Genomic DNA, 17,212 nt, shown 5'->3' on the forward strand with positions numbered 1-17,212 from the left:
AGGGGGGCTGCTAGTCTCGTGCCTGAAGCGAAAATATGCTCGGGGGTGCGTCGAACAACGTCGAATCGTTGTCGGCGACTGAAATCAGCAATTTTCTGGGGGAGACGCATGTCTATCGCATGTGCGACGAATCTGCTCAATTCTACAACTGAAGTGCACCTTTGCCGCCGGATCGGACGCGACTCATGAGTGCACTCGAACAATACTGCATCGACGAGTTCGATGCGAAAACAGACCGGGTAGAATTCCCGGCTGAACCGTCCTATCCGCGATTGTTGGGCGTGGCGACCGCAACGCCGTCCACCCGCTACAGCCAACGCGAACTGGTCGAGCTGTTGAATATATCCGACCCCAAAATCAGGGGCATATTTCTCAACGGCGGAATCGAAACCCGGCACCTGGTGTTGCCGCCCCGCGATCCGGACGGCAATTACCGGGTCGAAACGCAGGGTGAGCTGCTCGCCAAGCATCGGCGGGAAGGCGTGCACGCGGCCGCCCAGGCGATCCGGGCCTGTCTGCGCGAGCTGGGCCGGGACGTGCGCGACATCGGATACCTGGTGGCCGTCACCACCACCGGCTTCCTGACCCCGGGCTTCAGCGCGCTGCTGATCAACGAGCTGGGGCTCTCGGCGCATACCGCGCGCCTCGACGTCGTCGGCATGGGCTGCAATGCCGGCTTGAACGGGGTGACCGCCGCGGCCTCGTGGTCGGCGGCCCATCCCGGCGAGCTGGCGATGCTGGCCTGCTCGGAAACGTGTTCGGCGGCCTACGTTTTCGACGGGACACTGCGTACGGCGGTGGTGAACAGCCTGTTCGGCGACGGCGCGGCGGCGCTGGCGATCGGCACGGATCTCGTGCCCGAATCGCTCGCGCCGGCCGCCGAGCGCGCGCCCGCGCTGCTGGCCCAGCGCAGCTACATGATCACGCACGCGGTCGGGGCCATGCGCTACGACTGGGACGAGGACGCGGGCAAGTTCAGCTTCTACCTGGACAAGGAAGTCCCGTACGAGGTCGGCGCGCACGTGGAGATCGTCGTCGACCGCCTGCTCCTCGAGAACGGACTGCGGCGCAGGGACATCGCGCACTGGATCGTGCATGCCGGCGGCAAGAAGGTCATCGACGCCGTCAAAATCAATCTCGGTCTCACCGGGCACGATGTGCGGCACACCGTCAGCGTTATGCGCGATTACGGAAATCTCTCCAGCGGTTCGTTCCTGTTCTCCTATCAGCGACTGCTCGCCGAGCACGTGGTCCGTCCCGGCGACTACGGGATATTGATGACCATGGGGCCCGGCTCGCAGATCGAGACCGCATTGCTCAGATTCTGATCTCCTGCATCTTTCGAAACCTACCTAGACAAGGCATGTCGATGAACAGTTCACCTGTCGATTCGAACGGCGCCGAGCAGGGAAATGGCGACGTTCATGTCAGCACCGCGGTGATTTCCGCGGACCGTCCGTTGTCCGCCGATCTGGTGGCCTCGGTGACCGCGGTCGCACGCCGGGCCGAGGACACGGCGCCGGAATTGCGCCACTGTGTCGTCCTCTATATCGACGGAGCCCGGTCGGACGAATATTTCGCCTGGCCCGGCGATGTCGCCGTAGCCGACGTCGGCAAATGGGAGAGCGCGCTGCGCCGTCTGGAGCAGGTGCCCGCGCCGATCATCGCCGTGGTGAGCGGTGCGGCCTACGGTCCGGCGGCCGAATTGCTGCTGGTCGCCGACTACCGGATCGTGCGTGCGGGCGCCGTGTTCGGCTTGGCCCGTACCGGCGCGGGCGTCTGGCCCGCGATGGCGCTCTACCGGCTCGCCGGGCAGGCGGGCCTCGGCCGCGCCAGGGAGCTGGCGATCCACGGGCGGACGCTGTCCGCCGAGGTGGCGCGCGAACACGGGCTGATCGATCAGGTGATCACCGAGGGCGGCGAGGCGGCCGCGATCACGGCGGCCGTCGGCCTGTTCGGTGCCGCGGTCGGCTCCGAGCTCGCGATCCGCCGCCGGCTGCTGCTGGACGCCGCGACCACGCGATTCGAGGATGCCCTCGGCGCCCACCTCGCGGCGTCGGATCGGATGCTGCGCCGAACACGGGCCGCGTCGTGACGGCGGCCCACCTCTCGCGCGCGGACGCCGCGCTCGACCGCGACCGCGGCGAATTGCGCACGGCGGCAACAGCACACGCCGCCCTCCTGCGTGCACTCGGCCCGGTGCCGCGGCGGGACGAGATCGACGCCGCGCGCGCGGCCGAGTCCCACCGTGCCGTGCGCACGCTGCGCCGCCGGTTCCTGCGCGCGCATCTGGGCGCGGTGTACGCCGCGGCGACCGACGATCTGCGTCGCCCGCTGCGGCTGGCCGAACTCGCCGCGGCGGCCGGGGACCTGTTCCCCGGCCTGCTGCCCGATGCCGAACAGCTCGCCGCCGAAGCCGGTACGCCGCAGGCGGCCAAGGAAGGCTGGGAGATCGACCAGGGCATCTTCTTCCACGCCGTCTTCGCCGATCCCGTGGCGGGCAACCATCTGCTGGACGCGATGCGGGCTCCGACGGCCCGCGCCCTCGGGCTGCTGGCCGAATACGAGGCGACCGGGCTGATCACGCTGCCCGCGGTCGAGTTGCGGCGCATCGGCACCACCGCGACGCTCACCATCACCAACGGCCACTGTCTCAACGCCGAGGACAACCAGCACGTCGCGGACATGGAGTGCGCGGTCGATCTGGTGCTGCTCGACCCGCGTTCCCGGGTCGGCGTGGTGCGCGGCGGCGTGATGGATCATCCGCGCTACCGCGGTCGCCGGGTGTTCAGCGCGGGCATCAATCTGGCGCAGCTGCACGAGGGACGGATCTCATTCGTCGATTTCCTCCTCGGCCGCGAAACCGGTTATATCGCAAAGATTCTGCGCGGGATGACCCGGGACGAGCGGCACTGGCTGTCCGGCCCGGCGACCAAGCCGTGGATCGCCGCGGTCGACTCGTTCGCGATCGGCGGCGGCGCGCAACTGCTGCTGGTCTTCGACCGGGTGATCGCGGCCGCCGACAGTTTCGTCAGCCTGCCCGCCGCGCAGGAGGGCATCATTCCGGGGGCGGGCAACCTGCGCCTGGGTCGCGCGACGAACTTCCGGCTCTCGCGCGAGGTGATCCTGTGGGGTCGCAAGATCGCGGCGACCGATCCCGATGCCCGTCTCGTGCTGGACACGGTGGTCGAGCCCGACGCGATGGACGCCGAAATCGACCGGGCCGCAGCACAACTGGCCGCCCCGGCGGTCGTCGCGAACAAGCATATGCTGGTCTGCGCCGAGGAACCGCAGGACGTGTTCCGGCGCTACCTGTCGGAATTCGCGCTGCATCAGGCGTTGCGCTGCTACAGCACCGACGTGCTGACGAAGGTGAGCCGCTTCCACGCCGGGGTGGGCCGATGACGCTGTCCGCCGAGGCGCTGACGACGGTCGACTACCGCAAGCACGGCCACGTCGCCACCGTGGAGCTCTGCCGGCCCGAGGTGCTCAACGCGATGAACCTGCGGATGCACCACGAGCTCGGGCAGGTCTGGGACGATATCGAGGCCGACCCGGCGATCTGGGTGGTGGTGCTCGGCGGCAAAGGGGGACGGGCGTTTTCGGTCGGGCAGGATCTGAAGGAGCTGGCCGGCCGGATCGACGCGGGCACGGCGCACTCGTCGTTCGGTAGTGCGGGCAAGCCGGGATTTCCGCGGCTGACCGAGCGGTTCGCGTTCGCCAAACCGGTGCTCGCCAAGGTGTCCGGCTACGCGCTGGGCGGTGGTTTCGAGCTCGCGCTCGCCTGCGACCTCATCGTCGCCGCCGACGACGCCGAATTCGGGCTTCCCGAAGCGAAACTCGGGCTGATCCCGGGGGCGGGCGGGGTGTTCCGGCTGCCGCGGCAGGCGCCGTACCGGGTGGCGCTGGGGTATCTGCTGACCGGACGGCGGTTGTCCGCCGCACGGGCCGCCGAACTCGGCCTGGTCAACGAGGTGGTTCCGGCCGCCGAACTCGACGCCTGCGTCGATCGCTGGGTCGCCGACCTGCTGGCCTGTGCGCCGCTGTCGGTGCGCGCGATCAAACAGGCCGCCGCGGCCGGGGCGGCCAAGCCGCTGCCGGACGCATTCGTGGCCGATTACCCGTGGGAAACCCTGCGGGCGAACTCGGCCGACGCACAGGAAGGACCCCGGGCCTTCGTGGCGAAACGCGCCCCGAACTGGACCGGGCAATGAAGGAATGACAATGGATTCACCTGGTAAGAAGCTGGGCCGCGACATCATCTTCGACTATCTGCGCGACGCGGGGATCGAATACGCCTTCGGCGTGCCGGGCACCCACGAGATCCCGCTGATCGATGGCACCACCATCCCGGAGAACGGGGTGTCCTACATTCCGTGCCTGCACGAGAACATCGCGCTCGGCGCCGCCATGGGCTACGCCAGGATGTCGGGGCGGCCGGGCGCGGCGATCGTGCACGTCACGCCGGGCACCGCCAATATCATCGGAAACCTGTTCAACGCTTACCGTTCCAACATTCCGCTGATCGTGTTCTGCGGCCAGCAGCACAGCGATCTGCTGGTGCAGGAGCCGATTCTGGCCTCGGACCTGGTGCGGACGGCGGGCCAGTACACCAAGTGGGCCCACGAGATCCGCAACGTCGACGAGATCCCGATCGTCATGCAACGTGCGTTCAAAGAGGTGCTGGTGCCGCCGTTCCAGCCGGTGTTCATCTCGATACCGTGGAACTTCCTGATCGAGGCGCCCGCGCTGCAGGAGACGGGGCGGGCCACCCGGATCGCGCACGCGGTGATCGGTGATCCCGCCGGCGTCGCGGCGGCTGCGGAAACCCTTGCCCGCGCGCGGAATCCGGTGCTGCTGGTGGGGGATGGCGTCGGCGAGGCGGCGGCCTGGCCGGAGATCGAGGAGCTGGCGACGCTGCTCGGCGCGGCGGTCTATTCGACGAATCAATCGAGCAGGCTGAACTATCCGAACGATCTGCCGCACTGGCAGGGCGAGCTGCTGCCCACCCAGGAGGGTGTGCACATGCAGCTGGGCGACTTCGACACGGTCTTCCAGATCGGGGTGAACACCCAGGCGCAGATCCTCGTCTTCCGCTGGGAGAACGGGCCGATCATTCCGGCGCACCTCACCCAGGTGACGCTGCACAACGACGCGTGGGAGATCGGCAAGAACTACTACTCGGAGGTCGGGGTCCTCGGCGACATCGCGATGACATTGCCGCGGATCATCGACGGCATCGCCACCCACCCGGACTTCGACTGGTCCGCGGCGGAGGCGAGAAACTTTCGGGTGCAACAGCTTTCCGCCGGACGCGACGAGGGGTTCGCGGCCCTGACCGATCTCTTCGCCCACGCCGACGTGGACGCGCGGATTCCCGACATCCAGGTGCCGATGGCCATCGCCGAGGTGCAGGAGAAGCTCAGCAAGCCGATCACCGTGATCAACGAGGCGTTCTCGATCCTGGCCGCGGTGCAGAAGACGATCCGGTACGACGTGCCCGACGCCTACTTCTGCACCACGGGCGGTTCCCTGGGCTTCTCCTTGCCTGCGTCGCTGGGTATTTCGCTCGCGCTGGGTAGGGAGCGGCTGGTCGTGAACATCGTCGGCGACGGGTCCGCGCTGTTCCACACCAATGCCTGGTGGACCACGCGCAAGTTCGACCTGCCGGTGCTGTACCTGGTGCTGAACAACCACGAGTACAAGACGCTGATGACGGGCGTCGGCGCGATCGAGCAGATCTACGGCTGGGAGCCCGCCAACGAACCCTGGTATCTGCGGCTGGGGCAGCCCAACCAGGACTTCGCGGCGATCGCGGCGACCTTCGATATCGACGGCGAGGTCGTCACCGAGGGGTGCAAGCTGCGTGACGCCATCGAGCGCGGGTTCAAGGTGATCGAGGGCGGTGCGCCCTACGTGATCGACATCCGCGTCGATCCCGCGTCCGGACCGCCCGCACCCACGGTGGACATGTTCATGGCCGAGAAGCCGGGCGTGGACGCCGAATTGGTGCAACGCCTGCAGGCGCTCGGCCCGCCCTGATCCGGCTCGCAACACCGTGGGGCGGCGGCCGCCGCCCCACGCAGTGCACGAAAGAGGGGGAACTCATGACCGACGAAAGTTCGGGCTTGTCGTTGAACCGGCGCACGGTACTGGGCGGCGCGGTGCTCGCCGCCGTCGGCGCCGCGGGCATCGGTGGCTTCCTGTTCAGTGAAAACATCATCGGCCCTTGGCGTTTGACGGCCCGGCGGGTCGCCGACCGGCTGCAGGAGGCGGCGGGCGGGAACTTTTCCGGCCGCCGCCGCAACCACGCCAAAGGGATTGCCGTGGCAGGGTATTTCGAGAGCAACGGCAACGGCGTCGAAGTGTGCAAGGCGTCGGTGTTCCGCGCCGGCCGGTATCGCCTCGACGGCCGTTTCTCCCTGGCCGGCGGAAATCCGCACGTGCCCGACGATCTCGCTACGCCGCGCGGGCTCGGCCTGCGGCTGTTCCTGCCCGACGGCGAGCAGTGGCGGCTGGCCCTGGTGAACGTCCCGGTGTTTCTCGACGCGACGCCGGACGATTTCTACACGCGGACACTCGCTTTCGCACCCGATCCGGCGACCGGCAAGCCCGACCCGGCGCGGATGCGGCAGCACCTGGCCACCCATCCGAAAACCGCGGCCGCCTTGGCGCTCATCGAGCAGGGGCCGCACGCCCCGAGCTTCGCCAGTTCGACCTACTACGGCCTCAACGCTTTCGAGTGCACCGACGCCGCGGGCCGGGCAGTGCCCGTGCGCTGGCAACTCGAACCGGAGGCGAACCCGGTGCCGCCGCAGCGGCCGGGCGCGGACCAGCTGTTCGACGCGCTCGTCGCCGAGCTGCGGCGCGGTCCGCTGCGCTGGAAACTGCGCCTGGTCATCGGGATTCGCGGCCAGGACGCCACCGACGACGCGACGAAACCGTGGCCCGCCGATCGGCGCGCCGTGGAGGTCGGCACGTTGGTGCTCGACGCGGTGCACACCGAAGCCGCCGACAATGTGCAGGACGTCAATTTCGATCCGCTCGTGCTACCCGACGGCATCGCGGCCTCCGACGATCCGCTGCTGCCCGCTCGGTCGGCCGTCTACGCCGAGTCGTTCCGGCGGCGGGCGGGCGAGCCGCGGGCCGCGGGTGCGATCCAGGTGGTGCAGGCGTGATGACCGCACTCGGCGAAACCCGCACCGAGCAGCCCGCCCGCTTCGGGGTCACGGCGCGAATCCTGCACTGGCTGATGGCGATCCTGATCGTCGCGATGATTTTCGTCGGTGGCGCGCTGGTCGGCTCGCTCGGCCACTACCGGCTGCTACTGGAGGTGCACAAATCCCTCGGGTTCGCGATCCTGGTGCTCGCCGTACTGCGCATCGGAAATCGGCTGTGGCACCGGCCGCCCCCGCCGCCGCTCGGCCTCAGCAAGCCCGAGCGGCTGGTCGCCACCGGCTCCGAAATCCTCATGTACGCACTGTTCCTGGCCCAGCCGATCATCGGCTGGGCGCTGGTTTCGGCCTCGGGGATCCCGATCCGGGTCTTCGGCGGGCTGCGCGTCCCGGCGATCGCGCCCACCGACGCCGGGCTGTACGCGACGCTGCGCACGGTGCACGGCATCCTGGCCTACTTGCTGCTCGCGGCCTTCACCGCGCATATCTGCGCGGTGCTGTTCCATGCGTTGCTGTTGCGGGACAAGCTGCTTCGGCGCATGACCTTCGGCTCGCGCCGTTAGGGCCTGTGTCATGAAACCCGCCGCGGTCGAGCGCGACCGCACCGCAGGCCTGCCGACCGCGGGACTGCTGATCGGCATCGTGCTGATCGGCGCGAACCTGCGGGCCGCGCTCACCGGCGTCGGCGCGCTGCTGCCCACCATCGAACGCGAGACGGGGCTGTCCAGTACGGGCAGCGGGGTGCTCGGCGCGTTGCCGTTGCTGATCTTCGCCGCCGTCGCACCCCTGGTCGCCCGGATCGCGGGCCGCGGATCCGCACGGGTGCTGCTGGTCGCCCTGCTCGGGCTCGTCGCGGGTGTGCTGCTGCGTTCGGCCGCCGGCCTGTGGTGCCTGTTCGCGGGCACCGCGATCCTGGCCGTGGCCATTACCTTCGGCAACGTGCTGTTGCCGGCGGTGCTGCGTGCGACCCTGCCCGAGCGCCGGATCGGCTGGGCGACAGGCGCTTACGTGACCGCGATGACCTTGGCCGCGGCGGTGTCGTCAGGGGTGTCGGTGCCGCTGTCGGAGCACTTGCCCGGCGGCTGGCGCAGCGCGCTGGCATGCTGGGCGGTGCTCGCGGTCGCCGCGCTGCTGGTCTGGTCGGGGCAGCAGCGACGACACGTGCGGGCACCGGCCGCCACGGCGCCCGCGGGCATGCCGTGGCGGTCCGGCCTCGCCTGGCAGGTCAGCGTGTTCATGGGCCTGCAGTCGCTGGGCTTCTACGCGATCATCGCCTGGCTGCCGAGCATCGTGCACGACAACGGCATGTCGGAGCGGGCGGCGGGCTTGCTGCTGTTCGCCTTTCAGCTGCTCGGCCTGCTCGCGGTCAACCTGCTGCCGTGGCTCGAACGGTGGCTCGGCGACCAGCGGCTGCTCGCCGCGGGCGCCTCCGCGCTCAACGCGATCGGTTTCCTGCTGCTCGCGCTCGCGCCGCGCTCGGCGCTGGTCTCGGTGCTGCTGATCGGTCTCGGCGCGGGCGTATGCCTGGTGCTGGCCATGACCTTCCAGAGCAGGCGGGCCCGCGACGCCGCGCAGGCGGCCGCCCTCGCCGGGATGGCACAGACGGTCGGCTTCGCGGTCGCCGCGGTCGGCCCGTTGCTGCTCGGTTTGCTGCACACGCTGACCGCGGGCTGGGCGCTCGCGCTGCTCACACTGACCGCCGCGACGCTGGCACAGGCAGTGGTCGGTTGGGGTGCGGGACGTGACGTGCGGCTGTGACCATCAGCCCGCGACCGCGGCCCGCTGAGCGGACCGTGCCGGTATGCCCGCGACGGCTCGCCCCGATATCCGGAGTGGAGAGGAGGGCACCCATGACTCGCTATTGGCCCATGACCCGCGAAACGCTCACGATCGGTTCACCGTTCGGCCCACGGGACGGCGGATTCCATTCCGGTCAGGACTTCCCGGCGCCCGACGGGACGCCGATCCACGCCTGTGCCGGCGGCACGGTGCTCCACCTCGGGGCCGCCGCGGGCTACGGACAGTGGATCGTCATCGACCATCCCGCCGCGGAAGGCGGCGGTGTCACCGAATACGGGCATATGTGGGATGCCCGCGCGACCGGGCTGTCGGTCGGGGACCGGGTCGAGGCGGGGCAACTGATCGGATACGTCGGCAGCAACGGCCAATCCAGCGGTCCGCACCTGCATCTCAGCGTGATGCCGTACGGCTACGATCCGGGCGCCAAGATCGATCCGCTCGACTGGCTCGCCGCCGCGCGCTTCCTGGGCGGGTTCTTGTCCTGGCTCAGTGACCAGGAGCAGCGGGAGTTGCTCGACCGGACCCGGGAGGTCTGGACCCAGTTGTTAGGGCCCGCCGGGAAGGGCTGGCCGCAGCTCGGGCGGCACGCGAACGGCGCGAATCGCACCGTGGTGGACGCGCTCGCCGCGATACAGCCCGCGAAACACCCGGGTTGACCGCGCTGCCCGCGGCGGGCATGGTGAGCCGATGGGCAGTGCAGAGGTCCGCGCGGGGATCGCGCTGACCAACCTCGACAAGCCGCTGTTCGACGGCGCCGAGGCGACCAAGCGCGATCTGGTCGACTATCTGGCGGCGGTCGGCGAGCGCATGGTGCGCCAGCTGCGCGACCGGCCGCTGTCGGTGATCCGGGTGCGGCCGGGGCAAGAGCCGTTCATGCAGAAGAACCTGCCCAAGTACACCCCGGAGTGGATGCACCGGGTGACGATGTGGGCCGAGAGTTCCCGTCGTGAAGTCACTTACGCGCTGGCCGACGAGGTCCGCACGCTGGTGTGGTTCGGCAACCAGCGGGCGATCGAATACCACACCACGTTGCTGCGCGCCGACCACGGCAAGGGCCCGACGCACCTCGTGCTCGATATCGATCCGGCGCCCGAGCAGCCGTTCGGGCAGGCAGTGCGTGCCGCGCAGCTGATCCGCACGGCGCTCGGCAACGACGGGCTCGACGGCGCGGTGAAAACCAGTGGCGCCAAAGGGGTGCACGTCTTCGTCCCGCTGGTGCCGGGGCTCGCCATCGACGATGTCGCGGCCGCGACCCGGGCGATCGCCGCCCGTGCGGAGCGGATCGATCCGGAACTGGCTACCACCGCGTTCATTCGAGAGGACCGGGGCGGTCGCGTGTTCCTCGACTCCACCCGGGCGGGCGGCGCGACCGTCGTCGCCGCCTACAGTCCGCGCATCCGGCCGGGCACGACGGTGTCGTTTCCGGTGGCATGGTCGGATCTCGAGCAGGTCACCCCGCGCGATTTCACCGTGCGCAACGCGGTGGCGCAGCTCGGTGACCGCGACCCGTGGGCCACGGAAATGCCCGCGCCACAAACCCTGCCCGCCGACCTCGTCGCCGAAGGCCACACCATCCCCGTCGCCCGCGTACAGGCCATGCACGAGGGCAAACGCCGAGCCCGCGCCCGCCGCACAAATTCCACCCCGGACTGAGTGTCAACCTTGTTCGGCTGCTCTTTGCAGGAAATGGGCTCGGTTGTCGTCCAAGTACTTCTGCCAGCGCTGCGTCAGCCCGGGCACTCCTGGAACACCGCCGGGGGGCGGTGGCATGAAGGTGACGAAGTCGCCCACGTCGTCCGGATAACCGAAATCTGCGTAGAGCAGGTCAACGGTCTTGAATGGTTCCTCGAATTCGCTGCGGTTCTCGTGTACCCAGGCGAGTGCGAGGTAGAGCCAGACCTTTTCGTCATGATCGAATAACTTTTCCATAAGGTCAGGAATGCGGTCCAACTCGTCGGACAGCAGCAGCGATATGTCCTCGATGACAGCCATCTTGTCGTCCGCGGGAACGATGCTTGTCAAAGCCAGTGCGACAACATCTTTCGAGGTGATCCACTGGTGCTCATAACCGTAGCGCAATTCGCTCGGAGTCAGTTCGGCCCGCTCGGCGATGAACGACGCCGGGATATTGAACTTCACCGAATCGTTGTCGTCGTCGTTCATTTCTTGATCGGTATCCCATTGATAGTGACTGGTGTCATTGGTTGCCCCCTGAAGATGGCTGGCCGAGAGCCTATCGGACAGGCAACTGGGCCGGTCCTGTCGGCGGCAGTATGCTGCGCCTCGGTACCAGGTCTACACCGAGCGAGGCGGCGGCGGAGGGGTTGCTGAAGACCCTGCCGGTGACGATCGAGAGTCTCGATCGTCACCAAGTGGGCTCCCGACCTGGAACGGCGAGAATGTATTTCTTCCGCGCGCCCGCGCAGGTTATTCGGATTCTCCTTGTAATACTGGCTGGTCGGTTGTGGTGGTCAGTGGGAATGGAAGGGGTTCGAGATCGTGGCGCTGGGTAATGCTGGGGGGATGTCCGGGCGTTTTGTCGAGGGTGTTGTACTGCTGGGTGCCGGGTTGCTCGGGCTCGGTGGGGTGACCGGGGTTGTGCCTGCTGCGCATGCCGCGACCTGCGCGTCGGTGGCGGATCGCAGTGCGTATGACGGTGCTTGGAAAGGTGGCGAGGACAATACTTTGGTCGGGGGATTCGGTGGGCTGATCAATTTCGTGGAAACGAAGTACACCCGGGCGGGCGCGGAACCTGTGGTTTACCTGGGGCAATTCGTGGTCGACGCGAAGAATGTGCTGACCAGTTGGAGCGGTACCCAGTTGATCGGCGACGGCAGCACGGTGCACGCCACCATTTCCGCACTGACGTGTGACGGCACCGGCAAACCGAGCAGTTTCACGGCCGACGTGGTGAGCATCGGCACCGACAAAAAGAAAACCGAGCTGGGCACTTTCACGATGAAAAAGGTCGCGCTGGGCTCGACCGGCTCCTAGTCGCGGTGCTCAGAGTGTCAGCGGCAGCATCGGCAGCGCCGCCTCGCCGAGGTCGGCCGGGGGCGCGGGCATGAGCTGGAGGTCGCGCTCCTCGGTCCACGCGTAGTGGCGCAACGTGTTGAACTGGGCGACGAAATGGTCGCGCCAGCTCGGGGCGGCGAAATTGATCGCCGTATTCACCTGCAGCCACCCGCTGGTGCTGAAATTGACCGAGCCCTCCCAGCATTGCGGACCGGCAGGAGTGTCCACGACCAGACCCTTGGTGTGGCAGATGTATTTGCGTCCGCTGGTGCTGGTGCCGATGGTGACCTCGATACCGGCGTCGACCAGCTGCCGCACGATGGGCTGCTGCGTGTGTCCCGCGGACTGGGTGTGATCGAGGTAGAGATGCAGCGGCACGCCGCGCCGGTGCGCGGCGATCAAGCTGTCGGCAGCGTCGGTGAGGGTGAATCCGTAAGCGATCAGCCAGGTTTCACCCGGCCCGGCGACCAGTTCCAGAAACCGTTGCTCGGCCTCGGCGTGATCGCCGGGCATCAGGTAGCACGTCATCGGACCATCGATCACGAAGGGCATGCCGGTACCGTACCGGCGCGGTCTCCGGTGTGCCTGGAGGCGTACTCGCGGTGCGCGCTAGTTTTCCTCGCCCACCGCGACGCGCACGAAGCCGCCTGCGCCGGCGAGCAGCGAACGGGCCGCGTCCGCATCGACGCCGGCCAGGCGCATGACGATGGCGGTCTTCGGGTGGCCGCCCGCGTCGTCCAGTAGGGCGGCGGCGGTGGCGAGGTCGGCGCCGGTGGCGTCGGCGACGATGCGGCAGGCGCGGTCGACCAGTTTGGCGTTGGTCGGCCGCACGTCCACCATGAGGTTGCCGTACACCTTGCCGGAGCGCACCATGGTCGCGGTCGAGAGCATGTTGCAGACCATCTTCTGCGCGGTACCCGCTTTCAAGCGCGTCGATCCGGTCAAAACCTCTGGGCCCGTTTCGATTTCGATGCCGATATCGGCGTGCGCGCTGAGTTCGGCCTGCCGGTTGCAGGAGACCGCGACGGTGGCCGCGCCGACGGAGCGGGCATATTGCAGCGCGCCGATCGCGTACGGTGTCCGGCCACTGGCCGCGAGCGCGACGACGACATCGCGCGCGGTGAGGGTGATCGCCACCATGTCCTGCCTGCCGCGCTCCGGGTCGTCCTCCGCGCCCTCGATCGCCCGGGTGAACGCCTGCGTGCCACCGGCCATGATGCCGAGCACCTCGCCGGGATCGGTGCCGAAGGTCGGCGGGCATTCCACCGCGTCGAGCAGGCCGAGCCGGCCGCTGGTGCCCGCGCCGACGTAGACCAACCGGCCGCCCTGCTCGCGCGCCGCGATGATCCGGTGCACGGCGCGCGCGATCTGCGGCAGCGCCTGCGCCACCGCGGCGGCCACGCCCGCGTCCTCGGCGTTCATGACGCGCAGTATGTCCTCGACCGGCATGGCATCGAGTGCGGCGGTATGGGGATTGGCTTCCTCGGTGGTCAGTGCGCTGATCTCGTTCACTTCGCCTCCTCTGTCCTGCGGGTCCGCCAACTCCGGGGGTCGAGCGAAAGCCGAGCTCACGGAGACTTCCGGAGCGAGCGTGGGATCCTGCGGTCCGCGACCGCGTCGTAGGTGCGCCGCAGTGCCAACGCCGCAGACGGAGTGCGTTGCAGCACACCGACATACAGCGCGTCGACGACCAGCAGCTGACTCATCCGGCTCGCCATCGCGGCGGAGCGGAAGCCGTCCTCGCGCCCGGCCACCAGCACCGTGTGTGTCGCGACCCGGGCGAGTTTGGACTGCGGGCCCGCCGTGACGGCCACCGTGGTGGCGCGCCTGCCGCGGGCGTGATCCAGGGCGTCGACGATCGCGGCGGTCTCCCCGGAGTGCGAGAACGCGATGAGCACGTCGCCTTCCTCGAGCAGGCTGCCCAGCACCAGCGCCTCGTCCTCGGAGGTGCACGCGTCACACCACATGCCGATCCGGGCGAGTTTCTGTGCCATATCGGTCGCGACCAGACCGGACGCGCCGATGCCGATCAGTTCCACCCGACGCGCGTGCACCAGGGCCTCGACCACCGCGAGCATGGTGGCGGGATCGGCGAGTTCGGCGGTGGCCAGCATGCCTTCGGTTTCGAAGGCGGTGAGCTTCTGCAACACCTTCGACAGCGGGTCTTCGGCGTCGATATCGGTGGCGAACACCGGCCTGCCGTCGTCCTTGGCGGTCGCTGCCAGCGCCAGGCGCAACTGCGGATAGCCCTCGTAGCCAAGGGCTTTGGCGAGCCGGACGACGGCCGAGGTGCTGGTCGCGGCGTGCTCGGCCAGCTCGCTCACGGTCAATTGCGCAGCGCCGGAGGGATCGTCGCGAATCACCCGGGCCACCCGCAGCCCGGCCGGCGTGAGTCTGGGGAGCGCCCCCAGTAATCGAGTGCGTACGTCGTCGCCCTCCGGCCCACTCGGCACCCGGCTACCACCTTTCGTCGAATCGCTGTGTGCTGCTTCGGTCATCGCGCCACCACCGTCAGCCGCTCTGGTGGGGTACCCGGTACTGCGGGAAGTACGAGCGGCGTCGCGCCCGGCGTGATCGAGCCGAGCACCGAGGCGTGGCGCGCACCGGTAGTCGCCGGATGGGTGCCCGCGAGCCCGTGCGCGGTCAGGAAGCCGAGTACCGCGAAAGCGGCGGCTTCCTTGGCGGCCGAGGGCAAGCCGAGTTCATCGGAGGTGCGCAGCGTCGCCGGGCGCAGCCGGTCGCGCAGCAGCGCCGACAGCGTCGGATTCAGCGTGCCGCCGCCGGAGACGATCACCTCGTCCGGGGCGAAGGGCGCCAGCGCGTCGGCGATGGTGTGGGCGGTCAGGGCGGTCACCGTCGCGACGATATCCGCGCCGGCGGATGCGTGGTCCCGCAACACGCGCGCGAGGTAGGCGCTGTTGAACAGCTCTTTGCCCGTCGTCTTCGGCGCCGCCGCCCGATAGTAGGGTTCGGCGAGAAGGGCTTTCAGCAGGTGCTCGTCCACCGTGCCGCGGGCGGCGCGCAGTCCGTCGCGATCGAACAGTTCCGCCCCGCCGGTCGCCGCGGCGACGGCGGCATCGATGAGCGCGTTGCCCGGTCCGGTGTCGAAGGCCACCGGGGGCTCGCCCGTGACAGTGACATTGGCGATGCCGCCGATGTTCAACGCCGCCGCGCGGCCGGGCCGTCCGGCCAGCCACAACAGGTCGAACAGGCCCACCAGGGGAGCGCCCTGCCCGCCGGCCGCGATATCGCGCGGACGGAAATCGCTGACGACGGGCAGTCCGGTCCGCTCCGCGATCCAGGCCGGTTGGCCGAGTTGCAGCGTGCCGTGCACGACGCCCTCGCGCACCCAGTGATACACGGTCTGGCCGTGCGAGGCGACGAGATCGGCGGTGCCGTCGAAGAATTCGTGGACCGCCGCGTCGGCCGCCGCGGCGAACTGCTGTCCGATCGCGGTGTCGAGCCGGCACACCGTCGCCATATCGATCGAGGCGGGCGGCAGCGCCGCGATCAGCTCGGCCCGCAACTCGGCCGGGTAGGGGCGGCTCAGCAGTCCGGCGATCCGGACCTCGATCGTGCTGTCCCGCAGGGATATTTCCGCGGCGACCGCGTCTATCGCGTCGTGCGACGTGCCGGACATCAACCCCACGACGCGCACTAGGCCACCGCCTCGACCGGCTCCGGGTTCGGCTCGGGGGCAGGATGGAGACGGCTGGTCAGCCCGCCGACCACCAGCGTGACGAGCACCCCGATCGGCACCAGCCACTGTGCCGCGATGCCCTTCTCGACGGTCTTGCCCGCCACCGTGACATCGATATGGACCGCCCGCACCACGATGGTCATCACGATCACCGTCACCACGAAGGCGATGATGGCGTCGACCTGGTTGGCGCGTGGTACCAGCCTGCCCAGCAGGAACGCCCCGAGCAGTGCGCCGTAGGTGTATCCCGCGATGGTGAGCGCGGTCAGGTAGACGTTGCCGGTGGTCGCACTGAAGCCCATCGCGCACAGCGCCATCAGCACCGCCCACACCAGGGTCATGTAGCGGGCCAGCTTCAGCATGGACGTGTCGGAGATCTCGCGCGTGGCGAAGCTGCGGATGATGTCGGCGACCGTCGAGTTCGCCATCGAGTTCAGTGCCGAGGACAGCGATCCCATCGCGGCGCCGAGGATGCCGGCGACCAGCAGGCCGGAGATCACCACCGGCAGGCCGTGCAGGATGAAGTTGGGGTAGAGGTTGTCCGCGGTGGCGAGGCCGAGTTCCTTGGGCGTCTTGCCCTCGTTGTAGGACCACAGCAGCGCGCCGACCAGGGAGAAGGCGGCGAACTGGATGGCGACGAAGATACCGGAGCCGATCATCGCCTTCTGGCTGTCGCGCAGCGAGCGGGTGGCCAGGATGCGCTGCACGATCAGCTGGTCGGAACCGTGCGAGGCCATGGCGAAGATGGCGCCGCCGACGATCGCCGTCGGCATGGCGAAGGGACTGGTCAGAATGTGCGCCAGGCCGAAATCGGTGTCGAAGACCTGGAACTTGCCCGCGTGCAACGCATCCGACCAGCCCGCGGCGCCGACGTGACCGGTGAGCACGCCGATCGCGATGATCGCGCCGGAAAGGTACAGGCCCATCTGCAGCGCGTCGGTCCAGATGACCGCCTTGATTCCGCCGAGATAGGTGTAGACGACCGTCAGCAGGGTCAGCGCGATGATGATCACGTCGTAGCCGAGGTCGATGCCGAACTCGCTGAGCAGCAACTTGATCGGAATGGCGGAGGCGAACAGCCGCACGCCCTCGGCGAGCAGCCGGGTGAACACGAACGTCACCGACGCCACGCCCTGCAGGTAGCGGCCGAAGCGCAGCTCGAGGTACTGGTAGGCGCTGACGAATCCGCCGCGTTTGTACAACGGGATCAGCGCGGTCGCCACGATGGTGCGGCCGATGATGTAGCCGAGCGCCAGCTCGACGTTGCCGAAGGCCTGATCGGTGTACGCGCCGCCGGGGATCGAGATGACCGTGAGCACGCTGGTCTCGGTGGCGACCACCGAGAAGCACACGGTCCACCAGGGCATCCGGCCCTCGCCGACGAAGTAGTCGCTGCTGGACTTCTGTTTCCCGGACAGCCGTAGGCCGATCCACGCCACGGTGATCAGATAGACGACGATGACGGCGACGTTGAGTGCGTTCATCGCAGCTCCTAGGTGACGCGGCGTGCTGATTGCAACTT

The 17,212-nt window shown here is 68.5% G+C and carries 17 protein-coding genes; 11 read left to right on the forward strand and 6 right to left on the reverse strand.

Features of this window, described 5'->3' with window-relative positions; translation table 11 throughout:
• The first annotated feature begins 185 nt into the window (after positions 1–185).
• The 10 genes from dpgA (at position 186) to ligD (ending at position 10,628) form a co-directional block, all read left to right on the forward strand.
• Positions 186–1,328 carry a 3,5-dihydroxyphenylacetyl-CoA synthase DpgA gene (dpgA, locus tag NVU01S_RS15040; RefSeq protein ID WP_043677189.1) on the forward strand — a complete coding sequence of 381 codons (1,143 nt, stop codon included), beginning with the start codon at positions 186–188 and terminating at the stop codon, positions 1,326–1,328.
• Positions 1,329–1,369: 41 nt separating this feature from the next.
• Complete coding sequence (gene dpgB, locus NVU01S_RS15045) at positions 1,370–2,095, forward strand: enoyl-CoA-hydratase DpgB (protein WP_244467409.1); 726 nt, start codon at positions 1,370–1,372, stop codon at positions 2,093–2,095.
• On the forward strand, positions 2,092–3,405 hold the full coding sequence (dpgC, locus tag NVU01S_RS15050) for a (3,5-dihydroxyphenyl)acetyl-CoA 1,2-dioxygenase DpgC (protein ID WP_043677194.1): 1,314 nt from the start codon (positions 2,092–2,094) through the stop codon (positions 3,403–3,405). The genes dpgB and dpgC overlap by 4 nt, the downstream gene beginning before the upstream one ends.
• Positions 3,402–4,214 carry an enoyl-CoA-hydratase DpgD gene (gene dpgD / locus NVU01S_RS15055; protein WP_043677196.1) on the forward strand — a complete coding sequence of 271 codons (813 nt, stop codon included), beginning with the start codon at positions 3,402–3,404 and terminating at the stop codon, positions 4,212–4,214. Before dpgC ends, dpgD begins: the two co-directional genes overlap by 4 nt.
• Positions 4,215–4,224: 10 nt before the next feature.
• On the forward strand, positions 4,225–6,042 hold the full coding sequence (locus NVU01S_RS15060) for a thiamine pyrophosphate-binding protein (protein WP_043677199.1): 1,818 nt from the start codon (positions 4,225–4,227) through the stop codon (positions 6,040–6,042).
• A gap of 65 nt (positions 6,043–6,107) precedes the next feature.
• On the forward strand, positions 6,108–7,178 hold the full coding sequence (locus NVU01S_RS15065; RefSeq protein ID WP_043677201.1) for a catalase family peroxidase: 1,071 nt from the start codon (positions 6,108–6,110) through the stop codon (positions 7,176–7,178).
• Positions 7,178–7,738: a cytochrome b gene (locus tag NVU01S_RS15070; RefSeq protein WP_043677203.1), complete on the forward strand. Its 561-nt coding sequence runs from the start codon at positions 7,178–7,180 to the stop codon at positions 7,736–7,738. Before NVU01S_RS15065 ends, NVU01S_RS15070 begins: the two co-directional genes overlap by 1 nt.
• 10 nt (positions 7,739–7,748) lie before the next feature.
• A complete protein-coding gene (locus NVU01S_RS15075; RefSeq protein WP_043677205.1) occupies positions 7,749–8,933 on the forward strand; it encodes an MFS transporter in 1,185 nt (394 codons plus the stop codon).
• A 92-nt stretch (positions 8,934–9,025) separates the two neighbouring features.
• Complete coding sequence (locus NVU01S_RS15080) at positions 9,026–9,631, forward strand: M23 family metallopeptidase (RefSeq protein WP_209444848.1); 606 nt, start codon at positions 9,026–9,028, stop codon at positions 9,629–9,631.
• Between the two features lie 31 nt (positions 9,632–9,662).
• Positions 9,663–10,628, forward strand: a complete 966-nt coding sequence (ligD, locus tag NVU01S_RS15085) for a non-homologous end-joining DNA ligase (protein ID WP_043677207.1) — start codon at positions 9,663–9,665, stop codon at positions 10,626–10,628.
• A gap of 3 nt (positions 10,629–10,631) precedes the next feature.
• Here the strand turns inward: ligD and NVU01S_RS15090 are convergent, their stop codons facing one another.
• Positions 10,632–11,138 (reverse strand): DUF2247 family protein, encoded by a 507-nt coding sequence (locus NVU01S_RS15090; RefSeq protein WP_043677209.1) that lies wholly within the window; start codon positions 11,136–11,138, stop codon positions 10,632–10,634.
• Between the two features lie 336 nt (positions 11,139–11,474).
• Between NVU01S_RS15090 and NVU01S_RS15095 the strand changes: the two genes are divergently transcribed.
• Positions 11,475–11,969 (forward strand): hypothetical protein, encoded by a 495-nt coding sequence (locus NVU01S_RS15095; protein ID WP_156161790.1) that lies wholly within the window; start codon positions 11,475–11,477, stop codon positions 11,967–11,969.
• A gap of 9 nt (positions 11,970–11,978) precedes the next feature.
• On the opposite strand, the gene NVU01S_RS15100 is transcribed toward NVU01S_RS15095, so the two are convergent.
• From NVU01S_RS15100 to NVU01S_RS15120, 5 genes are read right to left on the reverse strand one after another with little or no spacing between them, the layout of a single operon-like run.
• Complete coding sequence (locus NVU01S_RS15100) at positions 11,979–12,542, reverse strand: phospholipase D-like domain-containing protein (protein ID WP_043677215.1); 564 nt, start codon at positions 12,540–12,542, stop codon at positions 11,979–11,981.
• Positions 12,543–12,599: 57 nt separating this feature from the next.
• Positions 12,600–13,502 carry an N-acetylmuramic acid 6-phosphate etherase gene (gene murQ, locus NVU01S_RS15105; protein ID WP_043677256.1) on the reverse strand — a complete coding sequence of 301 codons (903 nt, stop codon included), beginning with the start codon at positions 13,500–13,502 and terminating at the stop codon, positions 12,600–12,602.
• 56 nt (positions 13,503–13,558) lie between these two features.
• Positions 13,559–14,488 carry a MurR/RpiR family transcriptional regulator gene (locus tag NVU01S_RS15110; protein WP_082032268.1) on the reverse strand — a complete coding sequence of 310 codons (930 nt, stop codon included), beginning with the start codon at positions 14,486–14,488 and terminating at the stop codon, positions 13,559–13,561.
• Entirely contained in the window at positions 14,485–15,648 is a 1,164-nt protein-coding gene (locus NVU01S_RS15115; RefSeq protein WP_043677219.1) for an anhydro-N-acetylmuramic acid kinase, read from the reverse strand. The genes NVU01S_RS15110 and NVU01S_RS15115 overlap by 4 nt, the downstream gene beginning before the upstream one ends.
• Positions 15,648–17,174 (reverse strand): sodium:solute symporter, encoded by a 1,527-nt coding sequence (locus tag NVU01S_RS15120; RefSeq protein WP_043677223.1) that lies wholly within the window; start codon positions 17,172–17,174, stop codon positions 15,648–15,650. Before NVU01S_RS15120 ends, NVU01S_RS15115 begins: the two co-directional genes overlap by 1 nt.
• Between the last annotated feature and the right edge of the window lie 38 nt (positions 17,175–17,212).

This window comes from Nocardia vulneris, assembly GCF_001613425.1.
Lineage (GTDB): Bacteria > Actinomycetota > Actinomycetes > Mycobacteriales > Mycobacteriaceae > Nocardia > Nocardia vulneris.